Raw genomic sequence first — 20,522 nt, 5'->3', positions numbered from 1 at the left:
GCTATTAAAGATTAAAAAACAAAAATATTATCTAAAAAGGAAATAATATGGATTGTATTAAGATTAGACAGTTAGAAATATTTGCATACCACGGTTGCAATGAAGATGAAAAAATAAACGGTCAGAAGTTTTATGTAGACGCTAACCTTTATACTGATGTGAGAACTCCGGGATTAAGCGATGATTTGGAGGATACAGTTAATTATGCAAAGGCGTGCAAGTTTATAAATAAGTTTATGACTGAAAATAGATTTGACTTAATTGAGGCTGTTGCAGAGCAGACGACAAAAGGACTTTTGAAAGAGTTTCCAAAGATTAAGGCTATTGATTTTACTATTAATAAGCCTAATGCACCTATTAAGTTACCTTTTGGAAATGTAGCTGTTTCAATTTCAAGAAAGTGGAATAAGGCTTATTTAAGTATTGGCTCAAATATAGGAGACAAGGAGGGATACCTTAATCAGGCAATTGATAGTCTTTATGATGATGAAAATTGCAGAGTTTTGGCGGTATCTAAATTTATTGAAACTGAACCTTATGGACCTGTGGAACAGGACAATTTTTTAAATGGTTGCGTTGAAATAGAAACATTGTATGAACCTAAAGAATTATTAGCTACAGTTAACAGAATTGAGGCTGAGGCAAACAGAACCCGTGAAATACACTGGGGACCAAGAACTTTGGATATAGATATTGTTTTATATAATAATGATATAGTTAATGAAAAGGATTTATTAATTCCTCATGTGGAAATGCATAAGAGACTTTTTGTTTTGGAACCTCTTAAACAAATAGCACCGTATGCAGTACATCCGATTTTAAATAAAACAGTTAGTCAGATGTTAGAGGAGTTACAGCCGGATAACAAATGTGCAGGTTGTGGTGGATGTAACATGAAACAGATGTCTGAACAATAAGAAAAAAACTGAAGAAAGTATAAGGAATGCAATGAAGGATTTGTTAGAAAGCAGAAAAGAAATAGATGAAATAGATGATAGCATTATTAGATTGTTTGAAAAAAGAATGGAAGTATGCAAAAATGTAGCAGAGTATAAACTTAGAACAGGCAAGCCAGTTCTTGACAGACAAAGAGAGCTTGATAAAATAGCCACTTTAAAGACTAAAGCATCAGACGATTTTTATGCTCACGGCGTAGAGGAATTGTTTGAACAGATTATGGCTATGAGTCGTAAGATGCAGTATAAGCTTTTAAATGAAGAAGGCGTAAACAATGATATTGGGTTTGATATTGTAGATAAGCTTCCAACAGAGGATGCAACAGTAGTATATCAGGGAATTCCCGGAGCTTACAGCCAGCAGGCGGCAACAGAATATTTCGGGGATAAGGTTAGCTACGTTAATGTTACAACTTTTAGAGAAGCAATGAAATATGTTAGAGATGGAAAGGCTGACTATGCAGTTCTTCCTTTTGAAAATTCTTCAGCGGGAATTGTAACAGATGTATATGATTTGCTTGTAGAATTTCAGAATTATATTGTGGACACATTTGATGTAAAAATCGAACATTGTCTTTGCGGTATTTCGGGAGCTACAATTGATGATATAAAGGATGTTTATTCACATCCACAGGCATTTATGCAGAGCAACAAGTTTATTGAAGAACATGGTTGGGGCAAGGTTAATCTTGCCAATACTGCAATAAGCGCAAGATATATTTCGGAACAGTCAGATAAGTCCAGAGGTTGTATTGCCAGCGAAAATGCAGCAAATATTTATGGACTTAATATTTTACATAAAGGCATTAATTTTAATGATTCTAATACAACACAGTTTATTATTATCAGCCGTCAGAGAGTGGCAAGAAGAGATGCAGGTTTGATTTGTATTAGTTTTGAAATGCCTCACGCATCAGGTACTTTATATCAGATGTTATCTCATATTATTTACAATGACCTTAACATGACACGTATTCAGTCAAGACCTGTACCGGATAAGAACTGGGAGTACAGATTCTATGTTGAATTTGAGGGTAGGGCCAATCAGCCCGGAGTTGTAAATGCTCTTAGCGGAATTAATGCAGAAGCGCTTAATATGAAAATATTGGGAAATTATTAATGTAAAAAAGAATTGCGTATGCTTTTAAGTGTTTTACTTAAAGGATACTCAATTCTTTTTATTTATAGATAATAATTAATCCTCATCAACTTCCAGTGGTTCAATACCAACTTTTATTTCTAAGAACTTAAGAATATCATAGTAGACTTCTTCATTGTTTAATTCATTAAAGAGTTCATGTCGCATTCCCGGATATAACTTTGAAAAAGTATTTGGAAAACCACAGTGTTTAAAGTGGGTAACAGCTTTTTTAAAATCTTTATCACTTTTACGGCAGGGATCATCTCCACCTGACATAAACATAACAGGAAGTTGTTTGTTCTTGTTAGTCCAGCCAAGCTTACTATAAACCTGTTCCATTAATGAGAAAAGGCAGTAGTACCCATTTAGTGTGAAAGGAACACCACATAGTGGATCCTTGTTATATTCCTCAACAATAAACTTGTCGGTAGAAAGCCATGAGTTAACGATACCTTCTTTAAGGAAAGGTTTCTCAAATGGACCGTTAACCATATTTTCAATAAAAGGGCTTCTATAATGCCAGCCTCTAAAAAATGCAAGAAACTTGGCTAAAAACTTACCGGCAGCAGCCAATGAGTTTTCAGAAGGAGAACCGCTAAGTATAACGGCATCAACTTCCTGAGAATATTTCTTTAAATATGTTCTTACAACCAATGAACCCATACTATGACCTAGAAGTATAAAAGGTAAATTAGGAAATTCACGTTTAAGATACATAGTATATTCCTGAACATCGTTTACAAGACCTTTGTAGCCTTCTTCGCCAAAATAGCCTAAGTCATCAGTTGTTAATATGTTTTCTCCGTGTCCACGCATATCGGCAATGGCACATATATATCCGCGTCGGCTGAAATACTCCATTGGAGCAGCATAACGGTTACGTGTTTCGCACATTCCGTGAACAAATTCAATAACCCCAATTGGCTCAACACCGTCAGGGGGATAGGTGATAGTATGTGGTCTCATAGATACTCCATAAAATTAACTGTTAATAATAAAATGTACTAATCTAAGCAAAAAACAAATCAAAATATTTGATTCTAGTTATCTGCATCCATTCCGTCAGTTGTGTAAACAGCTCTCTTTCTTGCCATTTCATCATTTTCAAGATATTCATCGTAAGTAGTAATCTTGTCAATTAACTTACCGTTAACAATTTCCATAATTCTGTTGGCTGTAGTCTGTACAACCTGATGATCTCTTGAAGAGAATAAAAGTACGCCAGGAAACTTAATAAGTCCGTTGTTAAGTGCTGTAATACTTTCCATATCTAAGTGGTCAGTAGGTTCATCAACAATAAGAACGTTGGCACCTGAAATCATAAGTTTTGAAAGCATAACTCTAACTTTTTCACCACCGGAAAGTACGCGAACTTTCTTAACACCTGCATCACCGGGGAATAACATTCTGCCAAGGAACTGACGAACATAAGTTGCGTCTTTGTTGTCTGAGTACTGTGTAAGCCAGTCAACAATTGCATCATCACTGTCAAAGTCCTTAGTGTTATCCTTAGGGAAGTATGACTGTGAAGTTGTAATTCCCCATTTGTATGAACCTTCATCTGGTTCCATCTGTCCTGCAAGAATTTGGAATAATGTAGTTTTTGCAAGGCCGTTAGAACCTACAAAAGCTATTTTATCTTCACGTCCTACAACGAAAGATATATCATCTAAAACCTTAACACCGTCAATAGTTTTTGAAAGATGTTCCACAGTAAGAACCTCATTACCGATTTCACGGTTAGGTCTAAAGTCGATGTATGGATATTTACGGCTTGATGGACGAATTTCGTCTAATTCGATTTTTTCAAGAGCACGTTTTCTTGAAGTAGCCTGTTTTGATTTAGAAGCATTGGCGCTAAATCGCTGGATAAAGTCCTGTAATTCCTTAATCTTTTCTTCTTTCTTACGGTTAGCTTCTTTCATCTGCTTAACGATTAACTGACTTGATTCATACCAGAAGTCGTAGTTACCTGCGTATAACTGAATCTTAGCATAATCAATGTCCGCAATCTGTGTACAAACTTTGTTAAGGAAGTATCTGTCATGGGATACTACAATAACTGTATTGTCAAAATTGATTAAGAACTCTTCAAGCCATTCAATGGCATCAAGGTCTAAGTGGTTAGTAGGTTCGTCAAGTAAAAGAATGTCAGGATTACCAAACAATGCCTGTGCAAGCAAAACTTTGACTTTTAATGAACCGTTAAGGTCTTTCATAAGGTTGTAATGATATTCAGTATCAACACCAAGACCGTTAAGAAGGGTAGCAGCATCACTTTCTGCTTCCCAACCGTTCATTTCTGCAAACTCACCTTCTAATTCTGAAGCACGGATACCATCTTCATCGCTAAAGTCTTCCTTCATATAAATGGCATCTTTCTCTTTCATAATATCGTAAAGTCTCTGATTACCCATAATAACAGTATCAAGAACAGTACATTCATCATACTGGAAGTGATCCTGCTTTAAGAATGAAAGACGCTCACCCGGTGTAATAATAACCTCACCGCTTGTAGGTTCGATTTCACCTGTAAGAATCTTTAAAAATGTTGATTTTCCGGCACCGTTGGCTCCGATTAAGCCGTAGCAGTGACCTGGAACAAATTTTATATTTACATCTTCAAATAATGCCTTTTTACCAAATCGTAAAGATACATTGCTTGTACTTATCATTTTTTTCGTTACCTCTCTTATTTAATAATGGTGTGTGGGCTATCGCACCCGTACAGATTAGTATAACAGTTTTGGGAATTTTAAGCAATAAAGGTTTAATAAATGTAGTGTAAAAGTACAGAAAAGATAATGTGGGAAAATTAATAAAACTATTTTTGTAGGTTGATTTTGTTTCTTTAATCAAAAGGGTATGTTATAATTCACTTATCTATGCGAAAGTTCGGGCATAAGAATTTATGTCAAAATTGTGTCTATATGGGCATATTAAGAATGACTGGAAAGGATACACAATGGATTTAAATAAAATAAAAGTATACAGAGGTAATCCTTTAATGATGGGGGCTACTGTAATAGGCGACACGGTTAATTTTGCCATTACAGCAAGATTAGGAAGTAAATGTGAACTTGTTTTATATGAAAAAGGAAAAAACAATGAAGCGGCACGTATTCCTTTTGAAAATGCGCAGGTTATAGGAAATGTTTTTGCAATGAGCATTGAAGGGCTTGATTATAAGAAATATGATTATAATTTTTCTATTGATGGAAAGATTGTGACAGATGCTTATGCAAAGGCACTTTCAGGAAAAGAAAAATGGGGAATTGTTCCTACTGATATAAGAGGAAGCATTGTAAGCAGTGAATTTGACTGGCAAAACGACGCACCACTTAGAAGACCTTATGATGAGACAATTATATATAGACTTCATGTACGAGGCTTTACAAAACATGTAAGTTCAAAGGCTAAGCATAAGGGAACTTATTTGGGAATTGTAGATAAGATACCTTATTTAAAGGAACTTGGAATAACTATGATAGAGTTAATGCCGGCATATGAATTTAATGAAATGGAATCACATGTGGCAACGTCTATGAAGGGACAGTTTAGCATTGAGAACCCTGTGCTTAATTATTGGGGATATACAAGCGGTTATGCTTTTGCACCGAAAGCTTCATATGCTTATGCCACAAAGCCGGGTAGTGAAGTTGAAGAGTTCAAATACATGGTAAGAGAGCTTCATAGAAACGGAATAGAGGTTTCTATGGAATACTTTTTCCCTGAAGGAACTAATCCTACACTTATTTTGGATGCACTTCATTATTGGGTTATGGAATATCATATTGACGGTATTCACGCTAACTGTGAAAAAGCAGTCATGAAGATGATTCAGACGGACAATCTTTTGTCTACAACAAAGATTTTTACTTATAATTTTGCTACGGATACGGATTTTTATGCCAATGTTGAAAATAAGAATCTGGCAAACTTTAATGATGATTTTATGGTATCGGCAAGAAAGTTCATTAAAGGCGATGAGGATATGTTAAATACCATATCTTACAAGATTAAGGCTAATCCGCCAGCAGTGGCAGTAGTTAATTATGTGGCTAACCACAATACTTTTACATTATATGATGCGGTTTCTTACGATAAGAAATACAATCAGGCAAATGGCGAAAATAACAGGGACGGTGCAGTTTATAATTATAGTTGGAATTGTGGTGCTGAGGGCGATACAAGAAAACGTAAAATAAATGAGTTAAGAAAGCATCAGATTAAAAACGCTCTTTCACTTGTATTGCTAAGTCAGGGAGTACCTATGATTTATGCCGGAGATGAAATGTGTAACAGCCAGAAAGGAAATAACAACCCTTATTGTCTTGATAATGAAATATCATGGACTAACTGGAATACAACAGCCATGGCAAAGGAGATTCTTGACTTTACAAAGAAGCTTATTCAGTTTAGAAAGCAGCATAAGATTTTGCATTTAAGCAGCGAGCCAAGGCTTATGGATTATAAGTCATATGGTTTGCCGGATATGTCTTATCACGGTTCTAAGGCATGGTATGCAGATTTTAGTCATTTTAACAGACATTTTTCTGTTATGTATTGTGGAAAATATGCAACTATTGATGGAAAAGAAGATGAAGCAGACTTATTCATAGCTTACAATATGTTTTGGGAGATGATTAAATTCGGCATTCCGTCTGCAAGAAATAAAAAACAGTGGAAAGTTGTTTTTGCTACAGATTCAGGATTTAAGGAACCTAGTGATGGTATTGAGAGAATGCTTCAGGTGCCACCAAGAAGCATTGTAGTTTTAATGGCTAAATAAGAAAAGGCAATAAATGGAAACACAAGGAAAAAAAGAAAATGAGTGAATTAAAAGAAAAAGGTCTTGGAGTTTTTATTAATCTTGATAAATGGGGGATTAGTACATTTACCCTAAAAATAATTGCTATGATTACAATGATTATTGACCACGTAGGTTTTTTGTTTTTTCAGGACAATCATCAGACATATATAATACTTAGATCTATTGGGCGTATAAGCTTCCCAATATTCTGTTTTGTTTTGGTTGAGGGATTTTTTCATACATCAGACAGATTAAAACATGCAATCAGGCTTGGAATATTTGCCTTAGTATCAGAGATTCCTTATGATATGCTTTATGGCAGATTCTATGATATGGCAAGACAGAACGTAATCTTCACTTTATTTATAGGTTATATGGCAATCTGGGCATTACAGTCCATATCAATGTTTAGGGTTGCATATCCTGACAAAATATTAAAACACATAGGAGCCGGAAGACTTAACACAATACTTGAATTAGTAACATTGGCAGTAGCTTTTGGAATGGCATACTTCCTCCACACATCATATTCATACGGTGGAGTAATGCTTATTATATGTTTTTATGTGTTTAATAATCATCACATAGGAAGAGCAATTTCAAACTTAGTATTCAACATTGGAATGTTTGGATTTGGAGTGCAGTGGTGGGGGGCGTTAAGCGTGTTGCCCATAGCATTTTATAACAAAAAACCGGGAACAAAGAAATTAAAATATATGTTCTACTGGTTCTATCCGGTACACTTGCTGATACTGGTATTAGTAAAGATATATGTAATACATTAGATTAAACTTATTTTTACGTTGAAAGTTATTTATATATTGCAAAAAAAAAGCCCTTTCAAACTGTACCGACCCCAAAAAGTTAGACTTTTATTGCGTAACAGGTTTTAATATCTGTTACGCATTTTTTATGCAACCAAGAGGCTGAGTCTGTATTGGACAGGACTCAACCATCCTAGTTTTTCTTTAATTCTTTTTTCATTGTAATATCTTATATATTTTTCAATTTCAGTTTTCAATTCTTCATAACTGTAATAAACAGTTCCATGGTATATTTCTTGTTTAAGCAGACCAAAGAAATTTTCCATGACTGAATTATCAAGGCAATTACCTTTTCGTGACATGCTTTGAAATATTTTCTCTTCTCTAAGTCTATGTGAATAAGCTTTCATCTGATATGCCCATCCTTGATCTGAGTGAAAGGTCCTTCGAAATGGGCAGTCAGAAGTTACCTCAATGGCTTCATTTAGTGCATTCATCACATTTGCTGCTGAAGGACGTTTATCTATTCCATAACTTATTATTTCACCATTGAACATATCCATGAATGGATCTAAATATAGCTTATGCATTGTCATTTTACCTTTAGAATCTACTTCATAGTATTTAAACTCTGTTGTATCAGTTGTAATCTTCTGATGAGGTATGTGTGTATTAAATCTTCTTTTGATTCTATTAGGAGCAACCGTTCCAATTCTACCCTTGTAAGAACTATATTTACGACTCTTCCTCGTAAATGACATCACCTGAAGATTATATTTCTGCATGATGCGTTGAACCTTCTTCTTGTTCACGATATGGCCTTGATTGCGGAGTTCACCACACATGCGACGGTAGCCATAATCTTTGTTACATTTATGTATTTCATGAATCTTTTCTTCTAATTCTATATCTGGATTTTCTCTATCAAATCTTTTTTGCCAATACATATATGTTGCCTTTGGAAAACCAACAACTGCGAGAATGTCTTTTAATTTGAATTCTCCCCGGAGGCTGTGGACGATTCTCGCTGTTTTTTCAGAAGAGCTTCCTCCTCTAAACGCAGCCTCCTCAGTTCTTTTAAATATGCATTCTCTATTCTAAGCTTAAGAATTTCATCTTCAAGTTCTTTTACATGTTCAGTACTGGTATCAACCGGAACTGTAGTTGTATCTTGTTCAATATTTAACTTTTTGTTTGATGTACCCAATGTTTTCCTGCGACCTTTCTTATGTGGTCTCAATGCATCAGGACCGGCGATCCGGAAATCCTTTACCCACTTACAGATTTGAGAGGGATTATATATTCCTTCACGAAGAGCCAGCTCCTGATATGAGAGTTCACTTGCTAAATATAATTCTACAACAGAAAGCTTCTTTTCAAAAGAGTATTTATCTTGTTTTCGCGAACGCATAAGTCCTTTGTCACCATGAGTTTCATAATTCCGAACCCATTTCTTAATGTTTGACCAGGCAGGTACACCATATCGTTTGGCTAAGTATTTATAGCCACCTTCACCGCTAAGATATGCTTCAATAACCTGCTTTTTGAATTCATAACTGTATTTTGCCATAAAAATACCGACCTCCAATCGTTAGATTTTTGGGTCTAACTTTTGGGGGTCGGTACAAACACGTTGATTTTCTCATTTTGCTCCGTCGTCTATTGTACAGCGAAAACTTAAACTCGCCTACGGCTCAGACAGTAAGTTTATCGCTGTACACTATACTCGCAAAATTTCAAAAATCTGCCTATTGTTTGCAATGGCTTTTTTTCTTTCAATATTATTTTAAATAACTTTCAACGAAAAATCTTTTATTTAGGATATACCAGTCTTGTTTCGTCTATATCTTTTAGAACTTCATTATAGTACTTGTCGCATACGTATTTTGCCATATTTAAATTCATGTCAAGATAGTTGCCACAGTCCTTGGCACATGCACCGGGAACATCTCCCTCAAAATCTTTCATAAATATAAACATTCTTGTTACAAGTTCAACTACATCTTTTGAATCATAATCACCAGCCAAAACCATATAAAATCCTGTTCTGCATCCCATAGGACCAAAGTATATTGTTTTGTCTTTAAATTCAGAATCATTTCTTAAAAATGTTGCGCCAAGATGCTCAATTGTATGAACTTCTGCAGTATTAAGAACAGGTTCAAAATTAGGGCGTGTCATTCTAATATCAAAAGTTGTAATAACCTGTTGGCCAACCTTATCTTTTCTTGAAACATAAACGCCGGGTAATAATTTTAAATGGTCTATTGTAAAACTTGCTATTTTTTCCATAGAAACTTCCTCCTATTACAAACCATAACGGTTAAAAATTATAGGAAAAATATAACACGAATTATAGCGAAAATCAAACAGAAGGCATAAAGTGTTCTTTGTTGATATAGAAATGGAAAAATTTATATGTTATACTAGTCATACTCTAGCTTAAAGGGGCGTTAAAATATGGATATTAATAACGAAAACATAAACAATAATGAAAATAATAACGAGAATATAAACAGCGAAAAGCCGCATAAAAGACGTGTGCGTTACAAAGGCACACATCCAAGAACTTACGCTGAAAAGTATAAAGAGCATAATCCGGAAAAATATAAGGATACCATTGAGAAGGTTATTAGTAAGGGAAGTACTCCGGCAGGTATGCATATTTCAATATGTGTAAAGGAGATTCTAGAGTTTTTGGATATTAAACCGGGACAGATTGGTCTGGATGCCACACTTGGATATGGTGGACATACTTTACAGATGCTTAAGAAGTTAGATAGAAAAGGACATATCTATGGATTGGATATTGATCCTATTGAAATAAAAAAGACAACTAAGCGTTTGGCAGACAAAGGTTTTGGGAAAGATGTTCTTACTACAATAAATACTAATTTTAGAAACATAGATCAGGTAGCTAAGGAACACGGACCTTTTGATTTTATTTTGGCGGACCTTGGGGTGTCATCAATGCAGATTGACAATCCGGAAAGAGGTTTTACTTATAAGTATGAAGGACCACTTGATTTAAGATTGAATCCAGAAAAAGGAATTTCGGCAGCAGAAAGACTTAGAGATATTTCTGTAGATGAGCTGGAAGGAATGTTTATTGAAAACTCAGATGAGCCATATGCATATGAAATTGCAAAAGCTATAGTTGCAAGAAATAGAACAAATAATAAGATTGAAACAACTACTGATTTAAAAAACGTAATTGAGAAATCTTTATGTGTTGTGCCACAAAAAGAGAGAAAAGAAGCAGTAAAGAAAAGCTGTGCAAGAGTTTTTCAGGCATTAAGAATTGATGTAAACAATGAATTTGAAGTGTTGTATGATTTTCTTGAAAAACTTCCGGATGCTTTGGCAAGTGGCGGAAGAGTGGCAGTGCTTACATTTCATTCAGGAGAAGACCGTCTTGTAAAGAAATCATTTAAGGCTTTACAGAAGCAGGGAGTTTACAGTGAAGTTGCAAAAGATGTTATAAGACCAAGTGCAGAGGAATGTAACACTAATCCAAGAGCAAGGTCAACAAAGATGCGCTGGGCAATAAAGGCTTAACTTAAAGCAGTGCTTAATAAAATAAATATACAAACCATTTAAAAAGTGGTATGATGTATAAGAATATGAGAGAGGAAAGCATATGTCAATCTGTTTAATAAATAGACAGTGACTTGGGTGCTTTGATAATCAAATCAATATAGAAATATAAAACATAAAAGCAAAAAATAAAGATATAAGGGAGAACAATATGTTAGGCGATAAGAAGGTATCATATAGTGCTATGCAGTCAACAGGAACATTAACATTAGGAAATTATTTGGGAGCACTTGATAATTGGCTTAAAATGCAGGAAGAATATGAATGTTTTTATGCAATAGCAGATTTACATTCATTAACAATTAGACAGAATCCTGCTGAACTTAGAAAGAGAGCAAGAGATTTATATGCATTGTACGTTGCAGCAGGACTTGATCCTGAAAAAAACTGTATTTATTTTCAGTCACATGTTTCTGCTCATGCTGAACTTGCATGGATCCTTGATTGCTTTACGTATATGGGCGAATTAAACAGAATGACTCAGTTTAAGGATAAGGCTGCTAAACATGCAGATAATATTAATGCAGGACTTTTTACATATCCATCACTTATGGCGGCAGATATTTTGCTGTATCAGGCAGATGTTGTACCTGTAGGTGTTGACCAGAAGCAGCACTTAGAGCTTACAAGAGATATTGCAAACAGATTTAATGGAATTTATGGTGATGTATTTACAATTCCTGAGGCATACATTGGAAAGTCAACAGCTAAGATTATGAGCCTTCAGGATCCAACAAGAAAGATGTCAAAGTCAGACGAAAATCCTAATGCAAGTATTTTGTTAATGGATGATCCTGATACAATTATCCGTAAGTTTAAGAGAGCTGTAACTGATTCAGATATGGAAATTAGATATTCAGATGATAAGCCGGGTATTCAGAACCTTATTAATATTTATTCATGTATTACAGGAAAGACTATTGAAGAGGTTGAAAAAGAATTTGATGGCAAAGGATATGGTGAATTCAAGCTTGCAGTAGGAGAGTGTGTTGCTAACAGACTAAAACCTTTACAGGACAGATTTTATGAACTTCAGAAAGATAAAACATATTTAAATAGCGTTATCAAAGAAAATGATGAAAAAGCTGCTTATTTTGCAAACAAAACCCTTAGAAAAGTTCAGAAGAAAGTTGGACTCACAGAAAGAATCAGATAGGAGTTTGGCAGATGAAAAACAAAGTTAATAAGAAGTTTATTCATGACGAACAGTTTTTTATTGTAAAAAAATAATGATAATAAAATATAAAAAAGCATTGTGCCAGATTTTGGTTCAATGCTTTTTCTATTTTTTAGAAACTATATATTTAGAATATCTGTAAATAATAATCATGTAAAAACAAAATTCGAAGTACATAGGGGAACACAGGTGATATAGAATGAAAAACAAATTAGAATTATTTTATAGAATTACATTTATAATTATTTGTGGAATAGGAATTTTTATACATTTCGACTTAAATGACAGAGATTATAATGCTCATGAATTTAGCTTTTTTACGTTATGGAGCAATATATTTTGTTTAGTGTTTATGTGTGTGTTACTTATAAAGCATTTCAGAGGAAAAGATACTTTAGCAAAATCATTGATTTATTTTAAAGGAATGGCAACATCCTGTATTATCTGTACGTTTTTGGTATATCACTTTTCTGAATACAAAATAGTGATGACAAACAATAGTATATGGATTTTTGGACTTCCAATAGAAAGCATTTTGGCTCATTATGTGGTTCCTTTTATGTTTATTTTAGATTGGATTTTGTTTCAGCCTAAAGGATTGTTTAGATGGAGATATGCTGTTACATGGCTTCTTTTTCCACTAGTATATATAATCAGTTTTTTTATAAGATGCAAATGTAACAGTCAGGCAGAGTTTATCAATGTACCCAAATATCCATATTTTTTCTTAAATTATGAAAAAATAGGAACAGAGAAGTGTATGATTTATATTTTTATGTTGGTAGTAATATTTTTTGGAATAAATTTAATGATGATTTTTATTGATAACTTTTGGGAGAGAATAAAGAAAAATATGGTATAATTTGTAAAGAATAATCAAAAGAAGGAGAAAGTGAAAAAACAAATGACTAAGAACATAAAAAAAGCAATGATATTATTTTGGGCTGTTATATGCATTTTGGGAATAAAAGGAAATGTATATGCGCAAGATATTAAATTAGTAGCACCAATTATAACAAGTAGTCAGATGGAAAATGGAAATTTTGTAATAAGATGGAGAACATCCGAGGAATTAAAAGGACAGGAGTATAAAATTTATTGTGCAACATCAAAAGACGGAACATATGAATATGTTACAACGACACCTGATTATAGTTACACTGAATATTATCCTAATAAAGGAATGGCATATTATTATAAAATAACAACGGTGTATACAGATTATGAAACAGAGAGAGAAATAGAAAGTAATCCGGTATATACAGGAGGAATAGTAAATCCATTAGAAATTCCTACAATAACTGAAGCAAAAGCGGGAAATAATCATAGCGTAACAATTATGTGGAACAAAACAGAGGATTGTTTAGGTTATGCAATATATAGAAGTGAATCTGTTGACGGTGAGTACAAGTGGATTTCCAATGTTGAAAATAAGTCGGAAATATTTTGGTGGCAAGAGTATGAACCACAGGCAACATTTACTGAAAAAAATCTTGAATTGGGAAAAACATATTATTATAAAATCAGACCATATGTTACATATTATGAAGGAACGTTTTATGGTGAATTTTCAAATTATAAAAGCTGTCAGGTTACAATTAATGGAACAAAGGTAAAGAGTGCAAAATCAAAAAAGAAAAGGACAAACACAATAATATGGGAAAAGAATGGTGAAGCTGACGGATATATAATTTATTATTCTAAGAAAATTGATGGAAGTTATAAAAAATTAAAAACATACAATAGTAGAAACAAATTAACATATACACACAAGAAATTAACAAATGGAGTTGCTTATTATTATAAAATACAGGCATACAAAAACTACAAGGGCAAAAAACTTCTTGGAGAAATGAGTCCATTTGAAAAATATTGCGATTATTTTACATACAAAAACGAGTCATATGAAAGCAGATGTAAACGTATTTTTGGAAAGAAATACTATAAAAAATATAAAAATGCAAAACAGGCAAGCAAACATGTGACAACAGTAGCTGTAAAAGTATGGGACAAGCAGGGAGGAAGAAAGTTTACACGAAAATTCTATTTAACAGTAAACAAAGGAATTGCACCATCGGTAAAAGAAATGTTTAAAGAAATATATAAAAGCAAAGAAAGATTTCCAATACATGAAATGGGATGCTACAACTGGCGTGGAAACAGTTCAACATCAGAACATTGCCTTGGACTTGCCTTTGACATCAACTCAAATGAAAACTATATGATAGATGGGAAAAAAGTTTTGGCAGGTTCATTTTGGAAACCAAAGAAAAACAAATATTCCATACCATTAAACTGCAAATTGGTAAAAATATTAGAAAAATACGGTTTTGAAAGGGGACTGTGGGGAAGCAGACGAGACTATATGCATTTCTCCTATTTCGGAACCTGATAAAGCTTCTTCACCCTTGAACCCCTTGGAAAACTAGTGTATAATATATTAGTTAAAATGGCTGAAAAGGGAAAAACAATGTACTTAAAAGATAACGAATTAGATGTAAAAACATATTTAGAATTAAGAACGGCTGTAAGCTGGCGTAGTCTTACAAAGGAGCAGGCGGCAGCAGCTATTAAGGGAAGTCTTTTGACTGTGGTTGCTTACGATGGAGACAAGCCTATTGGAATGGGGCGAATCGTAGGTGACGGAGCTGTAATCTGTTATATACAGGACCTTATTGTAATTCCCGAATATCAGGGACAGGGCATAGGTCAGATGATTATCGAAAGCCTGATTAATTATGTTGAAGAGATTCAGTTGCCTGGAACAAGAATTATGCTTGATTTAATGTGTGCAGTGGGGAGAGAGAATTTCTATAAGAAGTTTGGTTTTATAGCAAGACCAACAGACAAGCTGGGACCCGGAATGATTAAGTATATTGATAAGCAGTAATAATAAGGATAAGATACAGGAATAGCATATTAAGGACATAAAAAGGTTATACCAAAGAACATGTATCAATATGCATAGATGAGAAAGGATTGCAAAATGAATATTTATTTAATTAGACATGGCAGACAGAATAGTAAATTATGTAATGTAGATGTTGAACTTTCACCGGAAGGAAGAGAGCAGGCAGACCTTGTTGGAAAAAGATTACAGACATATCATATTGATGTTGTATATTCAAGTCAGTTAATAAGAGCTAAAGAAACAGCAGACATTATTAATAAGTATCTTAATAAGCCAAGAGTAATTGAAGAAAGAATTCAGGAAGCTAACTTTGGTGCAATGACAGGTATGACTAATGAAGCCATTGATGAAAAATATGGTGACTATCTTGCACAGCGTTCAACCATGACAACAGATATGACTTATCCTGATGGAGAAAACTGCCAGATGGTTTATGAAAGAGCTAAGGCAGGACTTGATGACATAGTAAAGGACAGCCTTGAGAAAGGTTATGAAAATATTTGTATAGTTACTCATGGTGGTGTGCTTAGAGCATTGGTTACAGGAATTATGGGTGCTCCATATAAGAACTGGCTTGCAGTTGGAAGACAGATTGAAAACTGCAGTATTTCACAGCTTTTATATGATGAAAAAAGCAAAACATATCATGTTGAAAGATTTAATGATTTTGCCCATTTTGAAAATGAGGACAGACTACTTCGTAAACATTTTGGAAGTGGATTTTTTAAGAAAAAATAGAATTTGACAGAAATAGAATTTAGCATAAGCAGAGCTACTAAAGAATAGTAGAAAAATAACAAAAAAATAACAGTAATAATAGCAGAAGGTAGTAATATAATGGCAAATAATTATGATGGCAATAGCATTTCCGTACTGGAAGGACTGGATCCGGTTAGAAAAAGACCGGGAATGTATATTGGAAGTGTTGGAACTAAAGGATTAAACCATTTAATATATGAAATAGTGGACAACTCAGTTGACGAACATTTGGCAGGATACTGTTCAGAGATTACAGTAACACTTGAAAAAGATGGTTCAGCTACAGTTGAAGATAACGGACGAGGAATTCCGGTTGACATTAATGAACAGGTTGGAAGACCTGCAGTCGAAGTTGTTTTTACAACTTTACATGCAGGTGGTAAATTTGGAGATGGAAACTATAAGATTTCCGGAGGTCTTCACGGAGTCGGTTCATCAGTTGTTAACGCATTATCTTTATGGCTTGAAGTTAATGTAAAACGAGATGGAAAAATATACAACCAGAGATATGAACAGGGAAAGGTTTGTTATGATTTAAAAGAAGCAGGAAAGTGCCGAAAGAATGATACAGGAACTAAAGTTTCATTTTTCCCTGATGCAGAGATTTTTGAAAAAATATATTTTAAGGCTGATTCAATTAAGAGCAGATTGCATGAGACAGCATATTTAAATCCTAATCTTACAATTATTTTTATAAACAAAAGGGTAGGAGAGGAAGAAGAAGTAACTTTCCACGAAGAAAACGGAATTAAGGCTTTTATTTCCGATATGAACAAAGAGAAGGAAAAAGTTACTGACATTATTTATTTTAAGAAAGAGCAAGACGGCATAGAAGTAGAAATTGCTTTCCAGTATATTAATGATTTTACAGAAAATATTTCAGGTTTCTGTAATAATATTTATACACAGGAAGGTGGTACACATATTACAGGCTTTAAGTCAATTTTGACTTCTACAATTAATCAGTATGCAAGAGAACTTGGTATATTAAAAGAGAAAGATAATAACTTTACGGGAGCTGATGTAAGAAACGGTCTTGTGGCTGTAGTTGCAGTAAAGCATCCTGACCCAAGATTTGAAGGACAGACAAAGACTAAGCTTGATAACCCGGATGCGGAAAAGGTAACAAAATCAATTGCCGGAGAACAGCTTACATTATTTTTTGATAAAAACTTAGAAACATTAAAAAATGTAATTAGTTGTGCTGAAAAGTCAGCAAAAATCAGAAAAGCAGAAGAGAGAACAAAAACAAATCTTCTTTCAAAAAGTAAGTTTTCAATTGACAGTAATGGTAAACTTTCAAACTGCGAAAGCAGAAAACCGGAAGAATGTGAAATCTTTATAGTGGAGGGTGATTCTGCCGGAGGCTCAGCTAAAAGCGCAAGAAACAGAAAGACACAGGCTATTATGCCAATAAGAGGAAAGATTCTTAACGTTGAAAAGGCTTCAATGGATAAGGTATTGGCCAATGCAGAAATAAAAACAATGATTAATGCTTTTGGTTGTGGTTTTTCTGAAGGTTATGGAAATGATTTTGACATAGAAAAATTAAGATACAACAAAATTATTCTTATGACTGATGCGGATGTTGACGGAGCTCATATTGACACATTGTTATTAACATTTTTCTATAGATTTATGCCTGAACTTATAACTCATGGACATATTTATATTGCTACACCGCCTCTTTACAAGGTTGTGCCTAAGAAGGGGGAAGGCGAGTATTTATATGATGATAAGGCATTAGAAAAATATAGAAAACATCATACAGGATTTACACTTCAAAGATATAAAGGTTTAGGTGAAATGGATCCAAAACAGTTATGGGAAACTACACTTAATCCGGAGACAAGAATTTTGAAGCAGGTAGAAATTGAAGATGCAAAAATGGCATCAGATGTAACAAGTATGTTAATGGGAAGTGAAGTTGCACCAAGACGTAATTTTATTTATACTCACGCAACAGACGCAGAATTAGATATTTAGGAGAAATAAATGGCAGAGCAGATTATAAAAACAGAGTATTCTGAAGTAATGCAGAAAAGCTATATAGATTATGCCATGAGTGTTATTTGTGCAAGAGCACTTCCGGATGCAAGAGACGGACTTAAGCCTGTACAAAGACGTGTACTTTACGCAATGGACCAGTTAGGTCTTAATTATGATAAACCACATCGTAAGTCAGCCCGTATTGTTGGTGATACAATGGGTAAGTACCATCCTCATGGAGATAGTTCAATATATGAAACATTAGTAGTTTTGGCTCAGGACTTTAAAAAGGGAATGGCATTAGTTGACGGTCACGGAAACTTCGGTTCAATTGAGGGTGACGGTGCTGCGGCAATGCGTTACACAGAGGCAAAACTTAAGAAATTTACACAGGATGTATATTTGGCAGATTTGGATAAGGATGTAGTTGATTTTGTACCAAACTTTGATGAAACAGAAAAAGAACCATCAGTTCTTCCTGTAAGAGTACCAAATATTTTGGTTAACGGAGCTGAAGGTATTGCTGTAGGTATGGCGACTAACATTCCAACACATAATCTTGGAGAAGTTGTAGATGCCGTTATTGCATATATGGATAACAATAATATTACAACTGAAGAATTATTACAGATTATGCCGGGACCTGATTTTCCAACAGGTGGTATTGTAGCCAATAAGTCAGACTTAAAGGACATTTACGAAAACGGAACAGGAAAGCTTAAGCTTCGTGGAAAATTAGAATTTGAAAAAGGCAAAGGCAGAGAAAAGGATAAACTTGTTATAACAGAAATACCTTATACTATGATTGGTGCAGGTATTGGAAAGTTTATTTCAGATGTAATTGATTTAGTAGAAACAAAAAAGACAACAGACATTGTTGACATTTCAAACGGCTCAGATGAAAACGGTATTCGTATTGTTTTAGAGCTTAAAAAAGGTGCCGATGTTGAAAAATTAAAAAATATTTTATATAAAAAAACTAAGTTAGAAGATACTTTTGGTGTAAATATGTTAGCAATAGCTGATGGAAGACCGGAAGTTATGGGACTTAAGAGTATTATAAAATATAACGTTGATTTCCAGTATGAACTGGCACAGCGTAAATATACAACACTTCTTAATAAGGCATTAGAACAAAAAGAGATTAAGGAAGGTCTTATTAAGGCAACAAACATTATTGATTTGATTATTGAAATAATCAGAGGTTCACAGAGTCAGAAACAGGTTAAGGCATGTCTTGTACATGGAAAAACTGATGATATTAAGTTTAAAAATCCTGAGTCTGAGATTCTTGCAGGAAATCTTTCTTTTACAGAGCGTCAGGCACAGGCTATTTTGGAACTTAGATTATCTAAGTTAATAGGACTTGAAATATTAGCTCTTCAGAAAGAATATGAAGAACTAATGGACAAAATCGGTCAGTATGAGGATATTCTTGAAAATAGAAAAACAATGACTAAGACTATCAAAAAAGATCTTAAAGCCATTAAGAAAGAATATGCATTGCCTAGAAAGACTCTTATTGAAGATGGCAAGGAAGCTGTATTTGATGAGAATGCTTTTGTTGAACAGGAAGTTGTTTTTGTTCAGGATAAGTTTGGATATTCAAAACTTCTTGATCCGGCAGCATTTGACAGAAACATTGAATCTGTTACGAAAGAGAATAAATATTATTTCAGATGTATGAACACAGATAGTATTTGTATCTTTACAGATAATGGAAATGTTCATCAGATTAAGGTATCAGCCATTCCAACTAAGAAGGTTAGGGAGAAAGGGATACCTATTGATAATCTTGGAAATTACAGTAGCCAAGGTGAAAGCATAGTGACACTTGTAAGTTTTGATATGATAAAAGATAAGAAACTTTTGTTTACAACTAAAAATGGTATGATTAAGTTAGTAGATGGAAACGAGTTTGAAACAAACAGAAAAACAATGCTTGCCACAAAACTTGGAAAAGATGATGAGGTTGTTTCAGTTAAAATAACAAGAGTATCAAATAAGCAGATTTCAGAAGAACAGGTTGAAGAAATGCCTGTAATGTTAACAGGTGGCTCAGATGATTTTGAACCATTAGATTTTGAACAGATGGAATTGTTTGATACAACTGCATCAATGGATGTAGGACAGGAACAGGAATTACAGTATACAAGAGAGATTCTTGTGCTACAGACAGAAGAAGGAATATTCTTAAGATTCCCACTTAAGGAAGTGCCTGAAATGAAGAAGGCTACATTGGGAGTTAAGGGTATTAAACTAAATGATGGAGATTTTGTTTCTAAAGTTTACCTTCTTGATACGGGGGATAATGAGGTGGTAAAATGTAACGGAAAAACCGTTGATTTAAGGAAGCTTAAAATCGGAAAAAGAGGAACTAAAGGAGTAAAGGTTCGTGCATCTAAGGCATAAACC

Annotated in this window: 16 protein-coding genes; 12 read left to right on the top strand and 4 right to left on the bottom strand. The window is 34.0% G+C overall.

The window, feature by feature from the left end; genetic code table 11:
• Positions 1 to 47 precede the first annotated feature (47 nt).
• Together folK and NQ558_RS11735 are read left to right on the top strand one after the other, a co-directional pair.
• A complete protein-coding gene (gene folK / locus NQ558_RS11740) occupies positions 48 to 917 on the top strand; it encodes a 2-amino-4-hydroxy-6-hydroxymethyldihydropteridine diphosphokinase (RefSeq protein WP_005361686.1) in 870 nt (289 codons plus the stop codon).
• Between the two features lie 31 nt (positions 918 to 948).
• Positions 949 to 2,076, top strand: coding sequence for a chorismate mutase (locus NQ558_RS11735; RefSeq protein WP_005361684.1), 1,128 nt, complete (start codon positions 949 to 951; stop codon positions 2,074 to 2,076).
• Between the two features lie 75 nt (positions 2,077 to 2,151).
• Here the strand turns inward: NQ558_RS11735 and NQ558_RS11730 are convergent, their stop codons facing one another.
• Positions 2,152 to 3,063, bottom strand: a complete 912-nt coding sequence (locus NQ558_RS11730; RefSeq protein ID WP_005361681.1) for an alpha/beta fold hydrolase — start codon at positions 3,061 to 3,063, stop codon at positions 2,152 to 2,154.
• Positions 3,064 to 3,137: 74 nt separating this feature from the next.
• Positions 3,138 to 4,772, bottom strand: a complete 1,635-nt coding sequence (locus tag NQ558_RS11725) for an ABC-F family ATP-binding cassette domain-containing protein (RefSeq protein WP_005361679.1) — start codon at positions 4,770 to 4,772, stop codon at positions 3,138 to 3,140.
• A gap of 236 nt (positions 4,773 to 5,008) precedes the next feature.
• Here NQ558_RS11725 and NQ558_RS11720 point away from each other — a divergent pair, with 236 nt between their 5' ends.
• Both NQ558_RS11720 and NQ558_RS11715 read left to right on the top strand, forming a co-directional pair.
• Complete coding sequence (locus NQ558_RS11720) at positions 5,009 to 6,889, top strand: hypothetical protein (protein ID WP_005361677.1); 1,881 nt, start codon at positions 5,009 to 5,011, stop codon at positions 6,887 to 6,889.
• A gap of 38 nt (positions 6,890 to 6,927) precedes the next feature.
• Positions 6,928 to 7,695 (top strand): TraX family protein, encoded by a 768-nt coding sequence (locus tag NQ558_RS11715; protein ID WP_005361674.1) that lies wholly within the window; start codon positions 6,928 to 6,930, stop codon positions 7,693 to 7,695.
• A gap of 125 nt (positions 7,696 to 7,820) precedes the next feature.
• Here the strand turns inward: NQ558_RS11715 and NQ558_RS11710 are convergent.
• Positions 7,821 to 9,244 (bottom strand): IS3 family transposase gene (locus tag NQ558_RS11710; RefSeq protein ID WP_242652128.1). Its coding sequence is split into 2 segments (ribosomal slippage): positions 7,821 to 8,755 and positions 8,755 to 9,244, totalling 1,425 coding nucleotides; the frame shifts between segments, so codons are not numbered across the junction.
• Positions 9,245 to 9,486: 242 nt separating this feature from the next.
• Positions 9,487 to 9,966: an S-ribosylhomocysteine lyase gene (locus tag NQ558_RS11705; RefSeq protein WP_005360041.1), complete on the bottom strand. Its 480-nt coding sequence runs from the start codon at positions 9,964 to 9,966 to the stop codon at positions 9,487 to 9,489.
• A 168-nt stretch (positions 9,967 to 10,134) separates the two neighbouring features.
• Here NQ558_RS11705 and rsmH point away from each other — a divergent pair, with 168 nt between their 5' ends.
• The 8 genes from rsmH (at position 10,135) to NQ558_RS11665 (ending at position 20,519) form a co-directional block, all read left to right on the top strand.
• Positions 10,135 to 11,232 carry a 16S rRNA (cytosine(1402)-N(4))-methyltransferase RsmH gene (gene rsmH / locus NQ558_RS11700; RefSeq protein ID WP_005360042.1) on the top strand — a complete coding sequence of 366 codons (1,098 nt, stop codon included), beginning with the start codon at positions 10,135 to 10,137 and terminating at the stop codon, positions 11,230 to 11,232.
• Between the two features lie 190 nt (positions 11,233 to 11,422).
• On the top strand, positions 11,423 to 12,427 hold the full coding sequence (gene trpS / locus NQ558_RS11695) for a tryptophan--tRNA ligase (protein ID WP_005360043.1): 1,005 nt from the start codon (positions 11,423 to 11,425) through the stop codon (positions 12,425 to 12,427).
• Positions 12,428 to 12,647: 220 nt separating this feature from the next.
• Positions 12,648 to 13,310 carry a Pr6Pr family membrane protein gene (locus NQ558_RS11690; RefSeq protein WP_005360046.1) on the top strand — a complete coding sequence of 221 codons (663 nt, stop codon included), beginning with the start codon at positions 12,648 to 12,650 and terminating at the stop codon, positions 13,308 to 13,310.
• A gap of 30 nt (positions 13,311 to 13,340) precedes the next feature.
• Positions 13,341 to 14,840: a M15 family metallopeptidase gene (locus tag NQ558_RS11685; RefSeq protein ID WP_242652094.1), complete on the top strand. Its 1,500-nt coding sequence runs from the start codon at positions 13,341 to 13,343 to the stop codon at positions 14,838 to 14,840.
• A 57-nt stretch (positions 14,841 to 14,897) separates the two neighbouring features.
• Positions 14,898 to 15,338: a GNAT family N-acetyltransferase gene (locus tag NQ558_RS11680; protein ID WP_005360048.1), complete on the top strand. Its 441-nt coding sequence runs from the start codon at positions 14,898 to 14,900 to the stop codon at positions 15,336 to 15,338.
• Positions 15,339 to 15,434: 96 nt separating this feature from the next.
• The gene (locus NQ558_RS11675) at positions 15,435 to 16,097 is read left to right on the top strand and encodes a histidine phosphatase family protein (RefSeq protein ID WP_040446260.1); all 663 of its coding nucleotides are present in this window, start codon (positions 15,435 to 15,437) and stop codon (positions 16,095 to 16,097) included.
• A 99-nt stretch (positions 16,098 to 16,196) separates the two neighbouring features.
• Complete coding sequence (locus NQ558_RS11670) at positions 16,197 to 18,104, top strand: DNA gyrase/topoisomerase IV subunit B (RefSeq protein WP_005360050.1); 1,908 nt, start codon at positions 16,197 to 16,199, stop codon at positions 18,102 to 18,104.
• Positions 18,105 to 18,113: 9 nt separating this feature from the next.
• Positions 18,114 to 20,519 carry a DNA gyrase/topoisomerase IV subunit A gene (locus NQ558_RS11665; RefSeq protein ID WP_005360051.1) on the top strand — a complete coding sequence of 802 codons (2,406 nt, stop codon included), beginning with the start codon at positions 18,114 to 18,116 and terminating at the stop codon, positions 20,517 to 20,519.
• The last annotated feature ends 3 nt before the right edge of the window (positions 20,520 to 20,522 follow it).

The sequence above is a fragment of the Eubacterium ventriosum genome (genome assembly GCF_025150745.1).
Taxonomy (GTDB): domain Bacteria; phylum Bacillota; class Clostridia; order Lachnospirales; family Lachnospiraceae; genus Eubacterium_G; species Eubacterium_G ventriosum.
The sequence above is the reverse complement of the archived record's forward strand: the minus strand, read 5'-3'. Positions and strand labels throughout refer to the sequence as shown.